This is a genomic window from Nocardia sp. NPDC004151 (assembly GCF_042874235.1).
GTDB lineage: Bacteria > Actinomycetota > Actinomycetes > Mycobacteriales > Mycobacteriaceae > Nocardia.
Map to the genome: position 1 here is coordinate 66,197 of NZ_JBIAMR010000017.1, position 18,428 is coordinate 84,624.

The 18,428-nt window shown below is 69.7% G+C and carries 17 protein-coding genes; 7 read left to right on the top strand and 10 right to left on the bottom strand.

Annotation, left to right across the window (positions count from 1 at the left end; genetic code table 11):
- Positions 1-76: 76 nt before the first annotated feature.
- The gene (locus ACFYTS_RS30035; RefSeq protein ID WP_387308931.1) at positions 77-1,792 is read right to left on the bottom strand and encodes an acyclic terpene utilization AtuA family protein; all 1,716 of its coding nucleotides are present in this window, start codon (positions 1,790-1,792) and stop codon (positions 77-79) included.
- 168 nt (positions 1,793-1,960) lie between these two features.
- Between ACFYTS_RS30035 and ACFYTS_RS30040 the strand changes: the two genes are divergently transcribed.
- Complete coding sequence (locus ACFYTS_RS30040) at positions 1,961-2,119, top strand: hypothetical protein (protein WP_357284743.1); 159 nt, start codon at positions 1,961-1,963, stop codon at positions 2,117-2,119.
- A gap of 54 nt (positions 2,120-2,173) precedes the next feature.
- On the opposite strand, the gene ACFYTS_RS30045 is transcribed toward ACFYTS_RS30040, so the two are convergent.
- The 6 genes from ACFYTS_RS30045 to thiO all read right to left on the bottom strand — a co-directional run bounded on the left by ACFYTS_RS30045 (position 2,174) and on the right by thiO (position 7,430).
- Positions 2,174-2,941 carry an adenylate/guanylate cyclase domain-containing protein gene (locus ACFYTS_RS30045; protein ID WP_387308979.1) on the bottom strand — a complete coding sequence of 256 codons (768 nt, stop codon included), beginning with the start codon at positions 2,939-2,941 and terminating at the stop codon, positions 2,174-2,176.
- Positions 2,942-3,514: 573 nt separating this feature from the next.
- Positions 3,515-4,333 carry an ABC transporter permease gene (locus ACFYTS_RS30050; protein WP_357094460.1) on the bottom strand — a complete coding sequence of 273 codons (819 nt, stop codon included), beginning with the start codon at positions 4,331-4,333 and terminating at the stop codon, positions 3,515-3,517.
- The gene (locus ACFYTS_RS30055) at positions 4,333-5,277 is read right to left on the bottom strand and encodes an ABC transporter ATP-binding protein (RefSeq protein WP_357284746.1); all 945 of its coding nucleotides are present in this window, start codon (positions 5,275-5,277) and stop codon (positions 4,333-4,335) included. The genes ACFYTS_RS30050 and ACFYTS_RS30055 overlap by 1 nt, the downstream gene beginning before the upstream one ends.
- Before the next feature lie 119 nt (positions 5,278-5,396).
- Complete coding sequence (locus ACFYTS_RS30060; RefSeq protein WP_357284749.1) at positions 5,397-6,161, bottom strand: thiazole synthase; 765 nt, start codon at positions 6,159-6,161, stop codon at positions 5,397-5,399.
- Positions 6,154-6,366: a sulfur carrier protein ThiS gene (gene thiS, locus ACFYTS_RS30065; RefSeq protein WP_357284752.1), complete on the bottom strand. Its 213-nt coding sequence runs from the start codon at positions 6,364-6,366 to the stop codon at positions 6,154-6,156. The genes ACFYTS_RS30060 and thiS overlap by 8 nt, the downstream gene beginning before the upstream one ends.
- The gene (gene thiO, locus ACFYTS_RS30070; RefSeq protein WP_387308933.1) at positions 6,363-7,430 is read right to left on the bottom strand and encodes a glycine oxidase ThiO; all 1,068 of its coding nucleotides are present in this window, start codon (positions 7,428-7,430) and stop codon (positions 6,363-6,365) included. The genes thiS and thiO overlap by 4 nt, the downstream gene beginning before the upstream one ends.
- Before the next feature lie 152 nt (positions 7,431-7,582).
- On the opposite strand from thiO, the gene thiE reads away from it, so the two are divergent.
- Together thiE and ACFYTS_RS30080 are read left to right on the top strand one after the other, a co-directional pair.
- Complete coding sequence (gene thiE / locus ACFYTS_RS30075) at positions 7,583-8,284, top strand: thiamine phosphate synthase (protein ID WP_387308935.1); 702 nt, start codon at positions 7,583-7,585, stop codon at positions 8,282-8,284.
- Positions 8,285-8,468: 184 nt separating this feature from the next.
- A complete protein-coding gene (locus ACFYTS_RS30080) occupies positions 8,469-8,852 on the top strand; it encodes a hypothetical protein (RefSeq protein ID WP_357284760.1) in 384 nt (127 codons plus the stop codon).
- A gap of 527 nt (positions 8,853-9,379) precedes the next feature.
- On the opposite strand, the gene ACFYTS_RS30085 is transcribed toward ACFYTS_RS30080, so the two are convergent.
- Complete coding sequence (locus ACFYTS_RS30085; protein ID WP_357284769.1) at positions 9,380-9,871, bottom strand: hypothetical protein; 492 nt, start codon at positions 9,869-9,871, stop codon at positions 9,380-9,382.
- Between the two features lie 203 nt (positions 9,872-10,074).
- On the opposite strand from ACFYTS_RS30085, the gene ACFYTS_RS30090 reads away from it, so the two are divergent.
- Entirely contained in the window at positions 10,075-10,521 is a 447-nt protein-coding gene (locus tag ACFYTS_RS30090) for a hypothetical protein (RefSeq protein ID WP_387308936.1), read from the top strand.
- 2 nt (positions 10,522-10,523) lie between these two features.
- On the opposite strand, the gene ACFYTS_RS30095 is transcribed toward ACFYTS_RS30090, so the two are convergent.
- Positions 10,524-12,707 (bottom strand): molybdopterin-dependent oxidoreductase, encoded by a 2,184-nt coding sequence (locus ACFYTS_RS30095; RefSeq protein ID WP_387308938.1) that lies wholly within the window; start codon positions 12,705-12,707, stop codon positions 10,524-10,526.
- A gap of 3 nt (positions 12,708-12,710) precedes the next feature.
- Positions 12,711-13,385, bottom strand: coding sequence for an NUDIX domain-containing protein (locus ACFYTS_RS30100; RefSeq protein ID WP_387308939.1), 675 nt, complete (start codon positions 13,383-13,385; stop codon positions 12,711-12,713).
- 133 nt (positions 13,386-13,518) lie between these two features.
- On the opposite strand from ACFYTS_RS30100, the gene ACFYTS_RS30105 reads away from it, so the two are divergent.
- Genes ACFYTS_RS30105 through ACFYTS_RS30115 form a run of 3 tightly spaced genes read left to right on the top strand, consistent with a single transcriptional unit; the run spans position 13,519 to position 18,286 of the window.
- On the top strand, positions 13,519-14,850 hold the full coding sequence (locus ACFYTS_RS30105; protein ID WP_357284779.1) for a hypothetical protein: 1,332 nt from the start codon (positions 13,519-13,521) through the stop codon (positions 14,848-14,850).
- Positions 14,847-15,833 (top strand): transporter substrate-binding domain-containing protein, encoded by a 987-nt coding sequence (locus tag ACFYTS_RS30110; protein WP_357284782.1) that lies wholly within the window; start codon positions 14,847-14,849, stop codon positions 15,831-15,833. Before ACFYTS_RS30105 ends, ACFYTS_RS30110 begins: the two co-directional genes overlap by 4 nt.
- A 2-nt stretch (positions 15,834-15,835) precedes the next feature.
- Positions 15,836-18,286, top strand: coding sequence for a tetratricopeptide repeat protein (locus ACFYTS_RS30115; RefSeq protein ID WP_357284784.1), 2,451 nt, complete (start codon positions 15,836-15,838; stop codon positions 18,284-18,286).
- Positions 18,287-18,428: the final 142 nt, after the last annotated feature.

Genomic DNA, 18,428 nt, shown 5'->3' on the forward strand with positions numbered 1-18,428 from the left:
GGCGCTCATACCGCCTCACTCCCCTTCGCACGGCCGGAATGCCGTGTGGTGTCCACTGATTCGTCCGGGTGCCCGCTCATGGCAGCAGCTCCACCGGGATATCGAGATGCCGCGCGCGCAGCCATTCGCCCAGGCCCTTGGCCTGCGGATCGAAGCGGGCCTGATACGCCACGCCCTCGCCCAGCAGGCCCTCGACGATGAAGTTCAGCGCCCGCAGATTCGGCAGCACGTGCCGGGTAACGGGCAGGTCGGCGGTCTCGGGCAGCAGGCGGCGCAGTTCCTCGACGGTCAGGGCGTGGACCAGCCAGCGCCACTGCTCGTCGGTGCGCACCCAGACGCCGACATTGGCATTGCCGCCCTTGTCGCCACTGCGAGCGAGGGCGATCGAGCCCAGGGGGACGCGCCGGGTCTCACCCGCCGGAAGCGGCTGCGGCAGTTCCGGTTCCGCGACCGCGTCCAGCTCCAGGGTCTCCCCCGCCGGGGCGACCGCCACCTCGGAGCCGTCCGGCAGCACGGCGGTGTGCGGGATCTCCTTGGAGTCCACGTACCCCGGCTTGAACACGCCGTAGGGTCCGCCGTTGCCGGGAGGGGCCGTCAGCGAGAAGCCCGGGAAGCTGGCGAGCGCCAACTCCACCGCGACACTGGAGAACGCGCGCCCCACCTTGTTCGGGTCGGGATCGCGCACGACACAGCGCAGCAGGGCGCTGGCCTGCTCCTCGGTGGCGGCGTCGGGGCGGTCCAGCCGGGCCAGCGTCCAGTCCAGTTCGGCGGGACGCACCGTCAGCCACGACTCCAGCTGACGCTGTGCCAGCGCCGCTTTGGCCTCGATGTCCAAACCGGTGAGGATGAACTGCATTTCGTTGCGGAAGCCGCCGATGGTGTTGGTGGACACCTTGGTCTGCGGCGGCGGGGCCTCACCGGTCACGCCGCTGATCAGCACCCGATCCGGGGCCTCCTGGCTCACCTGGATGCTGTCCAGGCGGGTGGTGACGTCCGGGCCCGCGTAGCGCGCGCTCTGGATCTCGTACATGAGCTGCGCCTTCACCGTGTCCACGGTGACCGCGCCGCCGGTGCCCTCGTGCTTGGTGATGACGCTGCTGCCGTCGCGGCGCACCTCGGCGATCGGGAAGCCGGGGCGGCCCAGATCCGCGATCTCGGTGAAGAAGGCGAAATTGCCGCCGGTGGCCTGGGTGCTGCACTCGATGACGTGACCCGCCACCACCGCGCCCGCCAGGGCGTCGTAATCGGTTCGGGCCCAGCCGAAGTGCGCGGCCGCCGGGCCGACCACCACGGAGGCGTCGGTGACCCGGCCGGTCACCACGATGTCCGCGCCCGCGGTCAGGCATTCGGCGATGCCCCACGCGCCCAGGTAGGCGTTGGCGGTCAACGGTGCGCCCAGGCCCAGTTCACCGGCGCGGGCGAGCAGGTCGTCACCGGTCACGTACGCGACCTTCGGTGTGAGACCGAGCTTTTCGGCGACCTCGCGCACCCGCTGCGCCAGGCCCGCCGGGTTGAGGCCGCCCGCGTTGGCGACGATCTTCACGCCCGACTCCAGGGCCAGCCCGAGGCTGTCCTCCAGCTGCCGCACAAAGGTTTTGGCGTAGCCCAGGTTGGCGTCCTTCATGCGGTCGCGACCCAGGATGAGCATGGTGAGCTCGGCCAGATAGTCGCCGGTGAGCACGTCGAGCTGACCGCCCTCGAGCATCTCCCGCATGGCGCTCATGCGATCGCCGTAGAACCCGGAACAGTTGCCGATCCGGATGAGATCCGGACTGTCGGCGAGCTGACTCATGAAGGGCCTCCCTGTGTGCGCCCGAAGCCGGCGCAGCCTCGGTGCTGCGGTCGGTTACAGGGTCACATCAGGGGCGGAAAAAATCAAGCCCGCGTGCTTGTTATTTGCCGAAAGGCCCGGTCAGGGCCGGGTACCAGGGCGACGGCAACCGTCAGGCAGACTGAACGGGTGTCCACAGACGTCAGCGCGCTCATCCTGCTCGCCCTCGCCGGATTCCTCTTCGGCGGCGCGTACTCGCTGTTCAAGACCTCGCGCCCACTGGCCGTGGCACTCGCCGTCTGCGGCGTGCTCGCAGCGGTGGGCGCGATCCTGTGGATGAGCAACTGAACTCTCGGGCTCCGAGGGGCTTCCCGCGAAACCCCTCTCACGCCCGCAGCGTCTTCACTCGGCTTCGAGGCGGAAGATGCGCAAGTCTTCGGGGACTCCACTGAGCGGGGCTGCGAAGAAGCTGCGGCGGTAGGGCTTCACGCCCAAGCCGAGTTCTTCCAGGGTCTCCGGCTTCAGGGCGTCCAGCGTGGCACCCGAGAGCATGGTGTTGCCGTTGCCGCCCGCTTCCATGACGCGGGCCGCGATATTCACGTCGATGCCGAGCCAGTCGCCGCCGATCTCACGGGGGCTGCCGGTGTGCAGGCCCAGGCGCATCTGCGGGCGGTAACCGTCCACCGACACGGCGGACAGGTTCTCCTTGGCGGCGATGGCCGCCCGTACGGCCCGGTCCGCGGACGGGAAGACGGCCATCACACCGTCGCCCATGCGCTTGACCACCTGGCCGCCCCGATCCACGATCGGCGGCTCGATGGCCTTGGCCACCCGGCGCAGCAGGTCCAGGGTCACCTCGTCGCCCGCCGCCAGCGACCAGCTGGAGAAGGCCACCAGGTCGGTGAACATGATGGTGATCTCGTCACTGCCGCGGCCCTTGCCGACCCGCTCCAGCATGGCCTGCCACACCTGCAGCGCACCCAGCCCCAATTCGCGTGCGGCGCTGGGCGAATCGCCGACCAGCTTGTCCGCCGCGCGGGCCACCGCGCGCACCCCGCCCGGTCCGGAGACCGACAGCGGATCGCCGAAACCCGGGTCGCCGGGCAGATTCTCGCGCGCCTTGCGGATCGCGCCGATGATGTCGCCGCGCTGATTGGCGGCATTGACCAGGGCCGAGAGCTGGCCGGGGAAGCGGCCGCGGCGACGCGGCTGCCCGTCGAGCTCGTCCGGGTCCTCCGGGTCCTCGGAAAGTTCTGCGGGGATCAGCGGGATGACCACATCCGGGTCGATACGCGGTTGGTCGCGCCCCCGGTTCCCGCCCGCGTCACGCGAGCGGTTGCGATCGGTCCCCAGTCCGTCCGTGCGGTTCGCGTCTTTGGCGCGGTCTCCGCCGTCGGAGGGTCGTTCGCTCACGCCCAGAGCGTATCCCAGCGTTCCGTCATGGGATGGATCAACGATTGCCACCGGACACCTCCCGATCGGTGCTAGCGGCCACATCGTTGGACCCGCCGAAGGTTTGAGTGTTTTGGTTGCTGAACCGATGCTACCGACCGTCCGGTGCCACGCGCCACATCACCACGGCGCGAATCAAACGTAAGCTGGACCACACTGTCGGAACGGTATGAACCACCCCGCCGAATGACATCGGCCCGATACGGAATCCGTATCGGGCCGATGCGCGCCGCCGTGCCGGGCAGTGGCCGGCGGCTCCCCGGGCAGGGTCTATATCACTCGTAACACGAGTCAGGCATCGCGTTTGTTCACCACGAAGAGCGCGGCTCCGAACACGACTGCGACGAAGGCCGCAAAGTAGATGAGACCACCCCAAGGACCCCAATGCCAATACTCGGATTTCTCGTCCACGGTTCCGAGGAACAGGCCCGCGTTCTGGAAGGGCAGCAGCACCTGGATTTCCCGGCCGACCTTGCCGAACGCGCCGACCATCGGCTCCAGGATCACCGGCCACACGATCAGTAGCGAGAGCGCGCCCGCCGACTGCCGGATCAGGGTGCCGACGCCGACCGCCAGGAAAACGATGAGCAGGATGAAGATCGGGACGGCGTAGAAGACCCGCAGGTCGCCACTGGTGAGGCTGAGGTGGGCGCCCGCGTCGTGGGTCACCATGGCCTTGAAGATGAAGAAGCCGAGGAAGGTCAGCACCAAGCTCAGCAAACCCATAGCAACACCAATCAGGCCCGCTTTGGTGAGCAGCACGGTGGTCCGGCTCGGGGTCGCCAGGAAGGTCGTCTTGATGGTGCCGAAGCGGTACTCACTGGTGACCGCCAGCGCCGCCAGGATCATCACCATCAGGTAGCCGAAGCCCGGCATACCCTGCGCCAGACCCGTGATACCCAGGCCCGCGATCGAGTTCTCCGCGTACGGCGCGTCCGAGGGATGCATCTTGCCCTCGGCCAGCTGGTCCTGGAACACCCGCCACGACGCGTTCAACGCCAGGCTGAACAGCGCCGCGATGCCCAGCGCGAACACCGCCAGCAGCACCGTGCACCACACCGGCGACTTGGTCGAGGTCAGTTTGATTCGTTCCGCGGTGAGCACTCCCATCAGAGGCCACCTCCCATCACCTGATCGAAGCCTTCGCCGTGGTACTGCACCGCGCCACCGGTCATGCGCATGAACGCCTCCTCCAGCGACGCGCGCTGCGGGGACAGCTCGTAGAGCGTGATGTCATTGGCCCCGGCCAGCTTTCCGACCGCGTCGCTGGTCACGCCCGCCACCATCAGCGCCCGGCCGTCCGCCTCCGCCCCGTCCTCGCGCACCGTCATGCCGTTCGAGGTGAGCAGGCTGCGCAACTGATCCAGCTGCGGACTGCGCACGCGCACAGACTGTTCCGACGCCTTCTCGATGAAATCCTTCGTGGAGGTGTCGGAGATCAGCCGACCGCGGCCGATCACGATGAGATGCTCTGCCGTCTGCGCCATCTCGGAGAGCAGGTGACTCGACACCAGCACGGTGCGGCCCTCCGACGCCAGCCGCTGCATGAAACGGCGGATCCAGAGGATGCCCTCCGGGTCCAGGCCGTTCACCGGCTCGTCGAACAGCAGCACCTGCGGGTCGCCGAGCAGCGCGCCCGCCAGGCCCAGCCGCTGCGACATGCCCAGCGAGAAGCCGCCCGCGTTCTTCCCGGCCACCTCGTTGAGGCCGACCAGGCGCAGCACCTCCTCGACCCGGGACTGCGGAATGTCATTGGACGCCGCCATCCAGCGCAGATGCGAGCGCGCGGAACGATTGGGGTGCACCCACTTCGCGTCCAGCAGCGCGCCGACGGTGTCGAGGGGACGTTTCAGGTCGTGGTACGGCTTGCCGTCGATGAGCGCGGTCCCGGAGGTCGGGGTGTCCAACCCCAGGATCATGCGCATGGTGGTCGACTTACCAGCCCCGTTCGGGCCGAGAAAGCCGGTCACCTGCCCCGGACGGACCGTGAACGACAGATCCGACACCGCGACGGTCTGGCCGTAATGTTTGGTCAGGCCTCTCAGTTCGATCATGCTGCCCAGTCTTCCCCATGTAGTGAGCGCGCACTATCGCCAAAAGGTCGCGCGTCGCTCATCCTCGGGGATGATTACGGCCCGGACCCGGCTCCGGGTTCAGGCCGCGGACCGGGGAATCAGAAACCGGGCGAGGAAGCCTGCGCCCAGAAGCGTTTCGGGATGCGGCCCGCCCGGCGAGCCAGCCAACCGCCCTCCACCGCACGGGCCATGGCCGCCGCCATCACCGCGGGCTGACGGGCGCGGGTGACCGCGGTCGCCAAAAGGACCGCCGAACAGCCCAGTTCCATGGCCAGGGCGGCATCGCTGGCGGTGCCGATGCCCGCGTCCAGGATCACCGGGACGCCCGCGGCGGCCACGATCATCTCGATATTGTGCGGATTGCCGATGCCCAGGCCGGTGCCGATCGGCGAACCCAGCGGCATGACCGCGGCGCAACCGACATCCTCGAGGCGCTTGGCCAGCACCGGGTCATCGGTGGTGTAGGGCAGCACCGTGAAGCCGTCGTCCACCAATTGCTCTGCGGCGGACACCAATTCGATGGCATCGGGGAGCAGGGTGCGCTCGTCGGCGATGACTTCCAGCTTCACCCAATCGGTTTCGAGGGCCTCGCGGCCCAGCTGCGCGGTGAGCACGGCCTCGGCGGCGGTGCGGCAGCCCGCGGTGTTCGGCAGCGGGGCGATCTCCAGGCGCTTCAGCAGGTCCAGCACGCCGGTGCCGCCCGCGGCGTCCACCCGGCGCATGGCGACCGTGGTCAGCTCGGTGCCCGACGCCAGCAGCGCCTCCTCCAGCACGGCCAGGTTCTCCGCGCCACCGGTGCCCATGATCAGGCGCGAACCGAACTCGCGGCCCGCGATGACCAGCGGCTCGACCGCGCTAGCCACCCTGCACCGCCGTCAGCACCTCGATCTCCCAGCCGCGGCCCACCGGCTCGTCCCAGCGGGACTTCGGGAAGACCGCGCCGTCGATCGCCAGCGCCACGCCCTGACACGGCAGGTTCAGGCGCTCCAGCAGCTCGCGGACGGTGAGCTCCTCCGGGAACACGTGGTCCTCACCATTGACGGTGACGCCGACCGGAATTGCGGTCATCGAACTCCTCCTGAGATGAAACGGTGCGGGTCCGCGGCTCGCGCCTCGGGCAGCTCGGTGTCGGCGAGCAGGGCCAGTACGGCGTCCGCCGTGACCGGGGTGTCCAGGATGCCGTTGCGGCCGTGGCCCGCGGCCACGATCACCTTGTCGTCGAGGTATCCGATCAACGGCAGATTGTCCGGCGAGCCGGGACGCGAACCCGCGACGGCCTCGGCGAACTCGTATTCGCCCAGGCCCGGCAGGACGGCCTCGGCATCGGTGATCAGGTCCCGGACACCGGCGACGGTGACGGCGTTGTCGAACCCGACTTCGTATTGTGTTGCACCCAGGACGATCCCGTCAGCCCTCGGCACAAGATATATGGGGCGGCCGTGCACGCGGGCCCGGATCACCCGGGTGGGCGGGGTGGGGGCGCTCGGGCGGCGGCGCAGGCGCAGGATCTCACCCTTCACCGGACGCACAGGCAGGCCCGGCCACAGCTGGCCGGAGGCGGCGCCCGCGGACAGCACGACGCGATCGTGCGGCAGCGCCGCCACGTCCTCGATCCTCTCCCGGCGGAACTCGACTCCGGCCTCGAGGCAGGCGAATTTCAGCGCGTTCACCAGGGCCCGGTTGTCGACGGCGGGTTCGGCGGCGGCCAGCAGTCCGGCCCGCACGCCGCGACCCAGGCTCGGTTCGGCCGCCCGGACGCCCGCGCGATCCAGCAGGCTCAGCTCGTGGCCGCGGGCATTCACCCAGTCGGCGATGGTGCGCAGGTCAGCGGCGTCGGCCGCGTCCAGGGCGACGGTGAGGGTGGCGTCGGCGACGAAGACATCGGTCCCGGTGACGGCCTTCAGATCACCCGCGAACTCGGGCCAGCGGACCAGCGAGGCGGCGCCGAACGCGAGGGCCGCGTCCTCCCCCGGCCAGCCCTCCGACAGCGGCGCGAGCATCCCGCCCGCGACCCAGGAGGATCCGGTACCCGAGGCCGGGTCGAAGAGGGTGACGGTCCAGCCCGCTCCGGCGGCCCGCCAGGCCACCGACAGTCCGATCACACCGCCGCCGACGACGGCCAGAGTCCGCATGTGAATCCACCTAACTCGTCCCCGCGTTCCCGGGGACCCGCATATATCCGATCCGAAACATCGGCCGCGAGGAAAGCCGCGAGCCGCCGCACCGGGCGTTTTCCCTCGGGTCGTTTCGACCCGACAACCGTAGCGCGACTACCGTCACCCCTGTGCAACCCTCCCACCCGAACCGGCCCGCCACCCCACGGGAACGCCTCGCCACCGCGCGGCTCTACCTGTGCACCGACGCCCGCCGCGACCGGGGCGACCTGGCGGACTTCGCCGATGCGGCCCTCGCCGGCGGCGTCGACATCATCCAGCTCCGCGACAAGGGTTCCGCCGGTGAGAAGCAGTTCGGCCCGCTCGAGGCGAAGGCCGAACTCGCCGCCCTCGCCGAACTGAAGGCGGTGGCCCGCCGCCACGGCGCCCTGGTCGCCTGCAACGACCGCGCCGACATCGCCCTCGCCGCCGGAGTCGACGTCCTCCACCTCGGCCAGGGCGACCTCCCGCCCTGGTACGCCCGCCAGATCCTGGGCCCCGACGTGGTCCTCGGCCGCTCCACCCACAACCGCGCCCAAGCCGGTCTGGCCGCCATCGACGAACACATCGACTACTTCTGCACCGGCCCCGTCTACGCCACCCCCACCAAACCCGGCCGCACCCCCGCCGGACTCGACTTCGTCCGCTCCACCACGGACTCCCACCCCACCCGCCCCTGGTTCGCCATCGGCGGCATCGACGAGAACACCCTCCCCGAAGTCCTCGCCGCCGGCGCCACCCGAATCGTCGTCGTCCGAGCCATCACCGCCGCCGACAACCCCCAAGCCGCCGCCCGCGCCATCAAGCAGCGCATCCTGGAGAACGACCGGTAGCACGGATCTCGAGTGCTGTCGGGCGGCGCGAACTTCGGTGACGAATGCGTAGTCGCGAGCCCGACGGCCGCACGGGTAGCTCCGTCGTGCCATTGGAACTGGCGGCATTTCAAAGATCCGGATGTCACCTAGGTTCGGCTGCGATGGCGATCAGTCCGATCGCCACATCCTTCGGAGGTTGCCAATGCTTGCAAGTTCTGTGGTACGCAATGGATTCGGCGCGCTACTGCTGACCGCCACCGCGGTCGGCAGTGTCATCACGGCCGCGCCCGCACAGGCGTCGGTCACCCGCATCTGGATCCAGCAAGTCAGCGACGCCCAGTCCAACCTCGCCGCGGACGTTGACAGCACCGCCCCCGTGTCCTTCTACGACAACGGCAAACTCATGCCGGGCAGCCCCGCCACCCCCGTCACCATCGACGGCAAGCACTACTGGGCCAGCATCCCCCTCTTCGCCAGCGGCATCCACAGCGTCACCGTCAAACAGGGCGACTCCCAGCTCTCCGCCACCTTCCTCTCCACCGGCAGCGGCGAACCGAAACAGATCGGCAGCGGCAGCGCCGGCTGACACGCCGCGACATTCGGCCGCCGGGAAGCGGCGGCGGCAGTCAGGACACCGGGGTCGGCTGTTCGGATCTGGCCAGATTGACGCGGTGGCTGGATCTGGCACTCATCGTGGATTCCGCCGCAAAGATCCTCGAGCCCGAGGCCGACTCTTCGGGCGAATCGGCATAACACTCACCGGGTCGAGACTCCTCAGCTCGCGGGGCCTTCGATCCGGGTGGATTTCAGTTGCGCCCACGTCTTTCCGGCGACCATGAAGTGATCGTCGGGCATTTCGTCGAGCATCACCCAACGACGAGGACGGGCCGTTGGAATTCCGCCACGCCGGGTGCGACGGCATCGTCACCGCCCAATTGACCTGCGCGTGCGGACAATCGGTGGAACCCGCGGAGCTGACACCGCGGGTCCGGTAGCCGGCCCTCGACCGAACGCCACCGCGCCTACGTCATCGAACGGCGGATGCCGGGGGCGATCACCGAGCGATGAATCCTCCTGCTCCGCAGTGGAACAGCGAAGCAGGAGGGCGTATGGCTACAGGCCCGCGCAGCTGGCGCCGGAGACGCCGTGGTTGACGTAGACGTTGTTCTCGGGGTTGCTGTATTCCTGAGTCATGATCAGGGCGCCGCCGAGGCTGTTCTTGATGCCCAGGGCGACATCGTAATTGGTGCTTCGGAGGGTGAAGCCGTTGTCTGATTGGGTGGAGTAGAAATTGGTGGTCTTGGGGAGGCTGCCGGGTACCTTCAGGCAGGTTTCGCCGTAGATGACGGTGAAGCCGGTGGAGAGGACGTACATGGCCTGGTTGGACCAGGCGCCCATGGGGAGGGCGGTGGCCCGGGTGTTGTGGTGGGAATCCTGGGGGTTGATGATGCCGATAGCGGCGCCGGTGTTGTTGTGGATCCAGACGTAGACCAGGGAGGCCTGCGCGGGCTGGAGGTCCGGAATCGCTTGTGACGGACCGGCTGTCATGGTCGCGGCGGCCGCGGCCAGGGACACGGCGGCGAGGAACTGCTTGAACATCTTCATGTGCGCTCTCCAACGGTGAGCCGGGCCGGTGCGGCCGGGTCTCGGGGTGGGAAGCTACCAGTACCGGAATCCTTTGCAGCACAAGTTGTTCCATGTTCCCCGAAATAGAGTCATTCGCGTTTCAGATGAGCTGCCGACTGCTACCGTCTGCCGCGTGGCTCCGGCGAACCACGGCCGGAGCCCTCGAAACATGGAGTACACCCATGAGGTTCAACAGGCTCTTCGCCGCTGTCGCCATGCTGATCACGATCGCGTTCGGCGCGGCGAATTCGCAACCGGCACAGGCGGACACCATCCCCGTCGTCATGATCACCGTGTGGAACGGGACCGGCGCCGCCATCGGGCTGATCAACCCCGCCGACGGTCAGCACACCACACGCGCCAAGGCCCTGCGGATCGAGGCGTGGGACGAGGCCAAGAACATCTTCGTGCCGACCGACGGCAGTTTCGTGGTGGTCTACGCCGAATCCTGCCTGCACGTTCCGGGCAGCCTGGGCAACTTCTCCCTGGCCAGCGGCGGCCGGTACAACGTCCAGCTCGGGCTGGTGTGGTTCACCTCAACGCTCAAATTCACCCGCGACGGATCCAACCCGCCGGTCGGGGTCCAGGTCGCTCAGAACTCGACCGGTTCCAGCTGCTCCGGGCTGTGAGGTCAGCTCACCGGATCCAGGCGCACCGGGACGCCGTTCAGGTTGGCCATGCCGGCCAGGCGTTCCACGTCGGCCAGATCTGTTGACATCAGGTCGTTCACGTTCGCGCCGCCGGCGGCGTTGGCCCGGCGCCAGCCGCCGGTGTGGCCCCAGCCGTGGGGGATGGCGATGGTGCCGGTGGTCAGGTCCTCGGTCAGACGGGCCGTTACTTCGATGGTGCCGTGGGCGGAGGTGACGCGGCAGCGGTCGCCGTCGGAGATGCCCGCTACGGCGGCGTCTTTGGGGTTGATGCGGGCGGCGTGTTCGCGGTCGCCTCGCATGAGGGGTTCGACGTTGTGCATCCAGGAGTTGTGGGACTTGAGTTCGCGGAGACCGATCACGCGGAGGGGGTAGGTGGGGTCGGCGGGGCGGGCGGTGAGGGTGCGGAGTTCGATGATGATCTCGTCGGGGTCGAGGCGGACGCGGCCGCCCTTGTGGCGCACGATGTTTCGCAGGACGCCGGTGGCGATGCTGTCGGCCAGGACCACGCCGTGGGGGTGGCGGCGCAGCATGCGCAGGCTCAGACCCTCGCGCCGGAGGCCGAAACGGTCGCCGTAGGGACCGGTTCGCAGAGCGAGATCGGCGAGGAGCGGCGGGGTCGGGCGGGCCGAGGCCAACCGGGGGCCGCGGCGGCGCAGGGAACTCAACGCGCGGCCGAGCGGGCGGGCGGGGCCTACGGCGAAGGGCTGCACGCCGATTCGGGTGGCGATGGCGTCGATGATCCGCCATTCCTCGCGGGCCTCGCCGTAGGGTTCGACGACGCGCTCGGTGTACTGGGTATACGGGGTCGGGGAGAGCGCGGTGAACGGGAGCGGGATGTCGTCGCGTTCGAGGAAAGTGGTCGCGGGGAGGATGTAGTCCGCGATGCGGTTGGTGTCGTTGATGTAGAGGTCTATGGAGACGAACAGGTCCAGTTCCGGGAGAGCCGAGGCGAGTTCGCGGCCGTTCGGGACCGAGGAGACCGGGTTGCCCGCGGACGTGAACAGGGCGCGCAGGCGACCCGGGCCCGGCGTGGTGATCTCCTTGGCCATGATGGCGGCGGGGAACGCGCCCAGGACGTCCGGGAATCCGCCGACCCGGGAGTGGTTGCGGCCGTAACCCGCGAAACCCAGGCGGGCGCTCAGCTCGGAGACCGCCACCAGCTCCTTGCCGAAGACGCTGCCGCCCGGCTTGTCGAGATTGCCGGTGACCAGGGCGAGCGCGTCCACGAGGAAGGCCACCAGGGTGGCGTGGCGGCCCAGGCAGGTGCCGGTGCGGCCGTAGACGGCGGCGGAGTCGGCACGGGCCAGGTCACGGGCCAGGGTGCGGACGAGATCGGGGTCCAGGCCGGTGATCCCGGCGGTCGCCTCGGGGGTGAAACGACTGACGGCGGACCGCAATTCGCGGACGCCGCGCGCCTGACGGCGCAGGGCCTGCTCGTCCTGGAGGCCCTCCGCGAAGATCACCTGGAGCAGCGCGGCCAGCAGCCAGGCATCCCCGTCGGGCCGGATGCCGACGTGCTCGAAGAGTTTCGCCGTCTCGGTCTTGCGCGGATCGACCACCACCACCCGGCCGCCGCGCTTGGTGATCCCGGTCAGCTTGTCGCGGACCCGCGGCACGCTCATCGCGCTGCCGTGCGAGACAAGGGGATTCGCGCCCAGCATGAGCAGGAAGTCGGTGCGGTCCAGATCGGGGACCGGCACCGAGGTCGCCGAGCCGTAGAGCAGTTCGCTGGCCACGAAGCGGTTGTTGATGTCCTGCGAGCCCGCCGAATACACGTGCTTCAGCCCGGCGGCCAGCTGGAAACCCACCATCCACAGGGTGTGCGAGTAGGAGAAGGTGGACGGATTACCGAAATACCATCCGAGACTGTCGATTCCGTGCTCGCCGATCAGCGCGCGCAGCCGCTCGCCGATCTCGTCGAGCGCGGTATCCCAGGACACCCGCTCGAACTCGCCGGAGGCCGTGCGCCGCAGCGGATGCAGCACCCGGTCCGGGTCGTTCTGGATCTCGGTGAACGCGATGCCCTTGGGGCAGGCGTTGCCGCGGGACAGCGGATGATCCTTGTCGGCGCGCAATCGCACCAGCCTGCCGTCCTCGACGGTGGCGATCAGGCCGCAGAGCGGCTCACAGATCCGGCAGTACGTGGGAAGCTCGCGCGTGCTCACGCCTCAAGACAACACCTGATCCAGAGTGAGGAACAACACATTTCCGGCCATATCGGTCTGTTCCAGGCCGAGTTCGGCGGTCCCGATCCGGGCGGTGCGGCCGGTCTCGTCGCCGGTGGAGTGCAGCCACAGGAAACCCAATTCGGCCAGATCCAGGGTGCGCGGCAACGCGGCCGCCACCGCGCCGCTGTCGGTGATCCCGGTCAGGCTGACCCGGGTGGGGGTAGCGCGCAGGGTCGGCCAGGCGGCGGCGAATCCCGGATGCAGGGGCCGGTCCACGACCTCGTCCTCGGGCACCCACACCAGATCCTGGCTCTCCATATTGCCGCGGGTACGCAGCCGGTCGGCGGCGTCGGCGATGACCGTGGTGTAGGTCCAGCCGCTGGGCGCGGTCGCGGTCACCCGGGAACCGCGCACCCGGATCGAGCCGGACGCGATCCCCGCCTCCTCCTCGGCCTCGCGGACCGCGGCGTGGACGCTGGTCTCGTGCGAGTCGCGGGCGCCGCCGGGCAGCGCCCAGGTGCCGCCCTGATGGGTCCAGGCGGCCCGGTGATGCAGCAGCACTGCAGAACCGCCATCGACCAGCGGGGCGCGCAGCAACAATCCAGCAGCCCCGAAACGACCCCACTGGCGGGTGCCGTCAGCGCTCTCCGCCCACCCGTCGCCGTCACCACGCATCTTCGCAATCCCATCGTCCGACCGCGCCGAGAACTGCCGCGGGGATTCCCGCGTCACGGCGGCGGTACGTCCACAATAAGCTCATCCGGCAGGAACAAGTCGGTCGTTCGATTTCGGTCAGTGGGAGGTGAGGATGGCTCGAGCCGAGGAGTTGAGGCTGGACGAGCTTTCCCCGCGCGCCGCCGCGGCAGCGTGGCGCGAACGGTTCGCTACCACTGAACTGCGCGCCTTCGCCGAATCGTCGCCCGCCAAGCTGATCGCGGTCGGGCTGGTGCTGCTCGCGCTGTGCGTGTCCGCGGGCATCGTCACCGCCACCGCGGTGACCGATCGGCAACACGCGCTCGACGTCCTGCTCGACCAGTCCGAACCCGACGCCTACTCGGCGCAGCGCCTCTATACCTCGCTGTCGGTGGCCGACGCCTCCGCGGGCACCGCCTTCATTTCCGGTGGGCTGGAATCGAAGCCGGTCCGCGACCGCTACAACCAGGCCGTCGGCCAGGCCGCCGCGGAACTGGTGGTGCAGTCCACCGGCGGCGACGCCGACACCGACGCGCAACTGCGCACCGGCATCGCGACCGGGCTGCCGGTGTACACCGGCATCGTCGAGACCGCGCGGGCCAACAATCGCAGTGGGCAGCCGGTCGGCGCGGCCTATCTGAGCGAGGCCTCCAACCTCATGCAGAAGTCCGTGCTGCCGATGGCGCAGGAACTGCAGGAGCATCGCGCGACCGCCATCACCGAAACCCAGCGCAATCACGTGCGACCGCCGTGGCCCGCCATCCTGCTGCCGCTGCTGGCGGTGGCGGCGCTGATCGCGGCCCAGCTGTTCCTGTTCCGGCGCTGGCACCGGGTGCTGAACTTCGGACTGCTGCTGGCCACCGCGACCATGGTGGTGCTGCTGTCCTGGACGGTGATCGCGGGCTTCATCTCCGCGGTCGACACCACCCACGCCCGCGACAAGGGCAGCGTGCCGACGGCCGCCCTCACCGAGAGCCGCATCCTCGCCCAGCAGGCCCGCACCGCGGAAACCCTGAAACTGGTGCGCCGCGACACCAGCGCCGACTACGACCGCACCTACGACCAGGCCATCGAGAAACTGCGGAACATCCTGTCCGGCTACCGATCCGACGCGCCGGGCAGTGGTGACGTGAAGACCGCGGCGGCCGCCCTGGACCGCTGGCGGGCCGCCCACCAGCGGATGAACGACGCCCTCTCGAAGGGCGACTTCATCGGCGCGGCCGCGGTGGCCACCGGGCCGGGCGCGGTCGAGGCCACCGCGCAGACCGATGCCCTGGACCGCGCGCTCGGCGACGGCATCGCCGATACCCGGAACCGGTTGCGCGCCGACACATCCCACGCCGCCCGCACCCTGGATCTGCTCGGCCCCGGCGCGCTGGTGCTCAGCACCGCCGCCGCCGTGCTGATCGCCGTCGGGCTCTGGCCGCGACTGCGGGAGTACCGATGACCAGCCGACCGGTCCGTTCCCTGGCCTTGGCGGCCCTGGCCGCGACCGTGGCCTGCACCGCCGCCTGCGGGGACAACAGTCCGCCCCCGCCCGCGCCCTCGACCCGGGTCCCCAGCTACGTCGAACCGCCGCTGCCCTCCGGCGCGGTCGCCGCCCAGCCGCAGGCCACACCACCGCCCGAGGTGACCGACTGCGGCGACCCCACCGCCAGCCTGCGCCCCACCGGCGTGCGCAGCGGGCCGACACTCGACGCCATCCGGGCCCGGGGCCGGCTGTTGGTCGGCTTGGATCCGGGCAGCAACCTGTTCAGCTTCCGCGACCCGACCACCGGGGCGCTGGCGGGCTTCGACGTGGAGATCGCCCGGGAACTGGCCCGCGACCTGCTCGGCGATCCGGGCGCCATCGAATACCGGATCCTCGGCTCCGCCGACCGCGAGAAGGCGCTGCAGGAACACACCGTCGATGTCGTGGTCAAGACGATGACGATCAATTGCGCACGGCGGCAACGGGTCACGTTCTCCACCTCCTATCTGCAGGCGCATCAGCGCGTGCTGACGGTACGCAATTCCGGGATCGACGGACTCACCGATCTGGCCGGGAAGCGGCTGTGCGTGGTCAGCGGCACCACCTCCCTGGACCTGGTGCGGCGCACCCAGCCCGCCGTCTCCATCCTCACCGTTCCCAGCTGGGCCGACTGCCTGGTGGTGCTGCAGCAGCGGCAGGTCGACGCGATCAGCACCGACGACACCGTGCTGGCCGGGCTGGCCCAGCAGGATCCGGCCATCGAGGTGGTCGGGCCCAACCTGAGCACCGAGCAGTACGGCATCGGAATCTCGCAGGGCTCCGACGATCTGGTGCGATTCGTCAACGGCACGCTGGAACGCATTCGCGCCGACGGCACCTGGAACCGGCTCTACCGCCGCTGGCTCAGCGCCGAACTCGGCGACGCCGCCATCCCGCCGCCCCCGAGGTACCAGGACTGACGATGAGCACTCCGTCCGATCCGCAGCACCCCGACCGCGGCGACGCCGAAGGCGTCCCGACCCACGCCACCAACGTCGGACCGCACTGGCCCGCCCGCACCGAGATCACCACCCGGCAGGTGCCCCCGCGCGGCGAACGCGCACGCCACGCCGCCGAGCCGGACGAACCCGCCGCGACCCAGGCCACCCCGCGCACCGAGATGACCCAGCGCGCACCCCGCATCGAGGACGAACCGGAAGTTCCACCGGCGGAGGCGGTTCCGGGCTCCGAGGGCGAACCGCGCACCCCCACCCGGCCGTCCCAGCGCACCGCGCGCATGGCCCGCCCGCGCCCGGTGGTGCGGCGGCTCGGCGCGGGCCTGGTGCCGATCCCGACCGTGGAGCCGGTGGATCCGGAGCAGGCGGTGCTCGACGATCCCGTGGTCGCCGAGGGCCGCCGATTCTGCTGGCGCTGCGGCAAACCGGTCGGCCGGGCCACCCCGACGCTGCCGTCCACCACGGCGGGTGACTGCCAAACCTGCGGCGCCCCCTACGATTTCCGGCCCTCCCTCTACCCCGGCGACCGGGTGACGGGCCAGTACGAGATCCAGGGCTGTATCGCGCACGGCGGCCTGGGCTGGATCTACCTCGCCATCGACCGCAATGTCAGCGACCGCTGGGTGGTGCTCAAGGGCCTGTTGCACGCCGGTGACGCCGAAGCGCAGGCGGTCGCGCTGGCCGAACGGCAGTTCCTCGCGGAGGTGGTGCACCCGAGCATCGTGAAGATCCACAACTTCGTGGAGCATCCGGGCCCGGACGGGACGCCGATCGGCTACATCGTGATGGAGTACGTGGGCGGGCATTCGCTGCGCCACCTGCTCGACCACTACGCGCCCGCCCGCATGCCGGTCTCGGTGGCCATCGCCTACCTGCTGGAAATCCTTCCGGCCCTGGACTATCTGCATTCGGTGGGGCTGGCCTACAACGACCTCAAGCCCGACAACATCATGATCACCACCGACCGGGTGGAGCTCATCGACCTGGGCGCGGTCACCCAGTTCGAAGCGTACGGAAACCTGTACGGCACCAGGGGATTCCAGGCCCCCGAGATCGCCCACACCGGGCCCACCGTGGCCTCGGACATCTACACCGTCGGACGTGCGCTCGCCGTGCTCACCCTGCACCTGCCTATGGAGCGCGGCGCCTACGTCGACGGTATCCCGGATCCGAAGGACGAGCCGATGCTGGCCCAGCATCCGTTCCTCTACCGGCTGCTGCTGCGCGCCACCGATCCCGATCCGGACCGCCGCTTCCCATCCGCGCGGGTCCTGGCCGCCCAGCTCACCGGCGTGCTGCGCGAGATCCTGGCCGCCGAGACCGGCAACGAGCACCCGCAGCTGTCGACCCTGTTCAGCCCGCCGCGCACCAGCTTCGGCACCGGCGAACTCATCGCGCAGACCGACGGCATCATCGACGGCATCGGCCGCGGCACCCTGCTGCAACCCGGTGACGTGGTGGCCGCGCTACCGGTGCCCATCATCGATCCGAGCGACCCGTCCGCGCCGCTGCTGGCCGGCGCCGCCCACCCCGAACCCCGGCACTCGCTCGAGGAACTGCGGCACGCCCGCCAACGCGGGGCCGCCGAACCCGGTGGCGCGCCCGAGACCCTCGAACTGGAGGTCACCCTCGCCGAGGCCCGCGCGCATCTGGACCTGAACGAGCCCGCGGCCGCGCGCATGCTGCTGGCCCGGCTCACCGACGAACCCGAGCCGCCCGCCTGGGACTGGCGCATCGACTGGTATCTCGGGCTCACCGAACTGCTGGAATTGGAGTACGAGCGCGCCTTCGCCCGCTTCGACGCGGTGCTGGAGGCGCTGCCCGGTGAGATCGCGCCCAAGCTGGCGCTCGCCGCCACCGCGGAACTCATTCTCCAGCATTGGGATTCGCCGGACCCCGAGGAATGGCGCTCCTACGCCGAGAACTACTACGCCACCGTGTGGCGCACCGACCGGGGCGTGGTGAGCGCCGCGTTCGGCCTGGCTCGGCAGCTCGCGGCGGCCGGGAACATCACCGCCGCGGTGCACGCACTCGACCAGGTGCCGCCCGCCTCCCGGCATTACGCGGAAGCCCGGATGACGGCCATTCTCATGCTGCTGACCTGCGCTCCAGCCGCGGAACTGGACGAATCGACCCTCCAGGTGGCGGCGGCGCGCGTGCAGGACCTGCCGCCGGGCGAGGGGCGTGCGGCGCAACTGCGGATCCTGTCGATGGGCATCGCGCTGGGCTGGGTGCAGGCGGGAAACAAGCCGAAGTCGGCCGGCTCCACGCTGTTCGGTTCGCCGTTCACCGAGCGGGATCTGCGGCGCGGCATCGAGACGGGGCTGCGTGGACTGGCCCGGTCCGCGCCCGAACGGAATCACCGGTACGCGCTGGTGGATCTGGCCAACGCGGTGCGCGCCAAATCCTGGTTCTGACAGCCGGTCTCAGGAATCCGGAGGAGCCCCGTGCCGCCCGCGGCGGTCTCGAGGGCAGCCTGAGACCATGTGACCGGCGAGGGATTTTCGGCCACCACCGCGGTTGTGCGTGGTGCGACACGGGTTCCGGTGGACCGGCGGG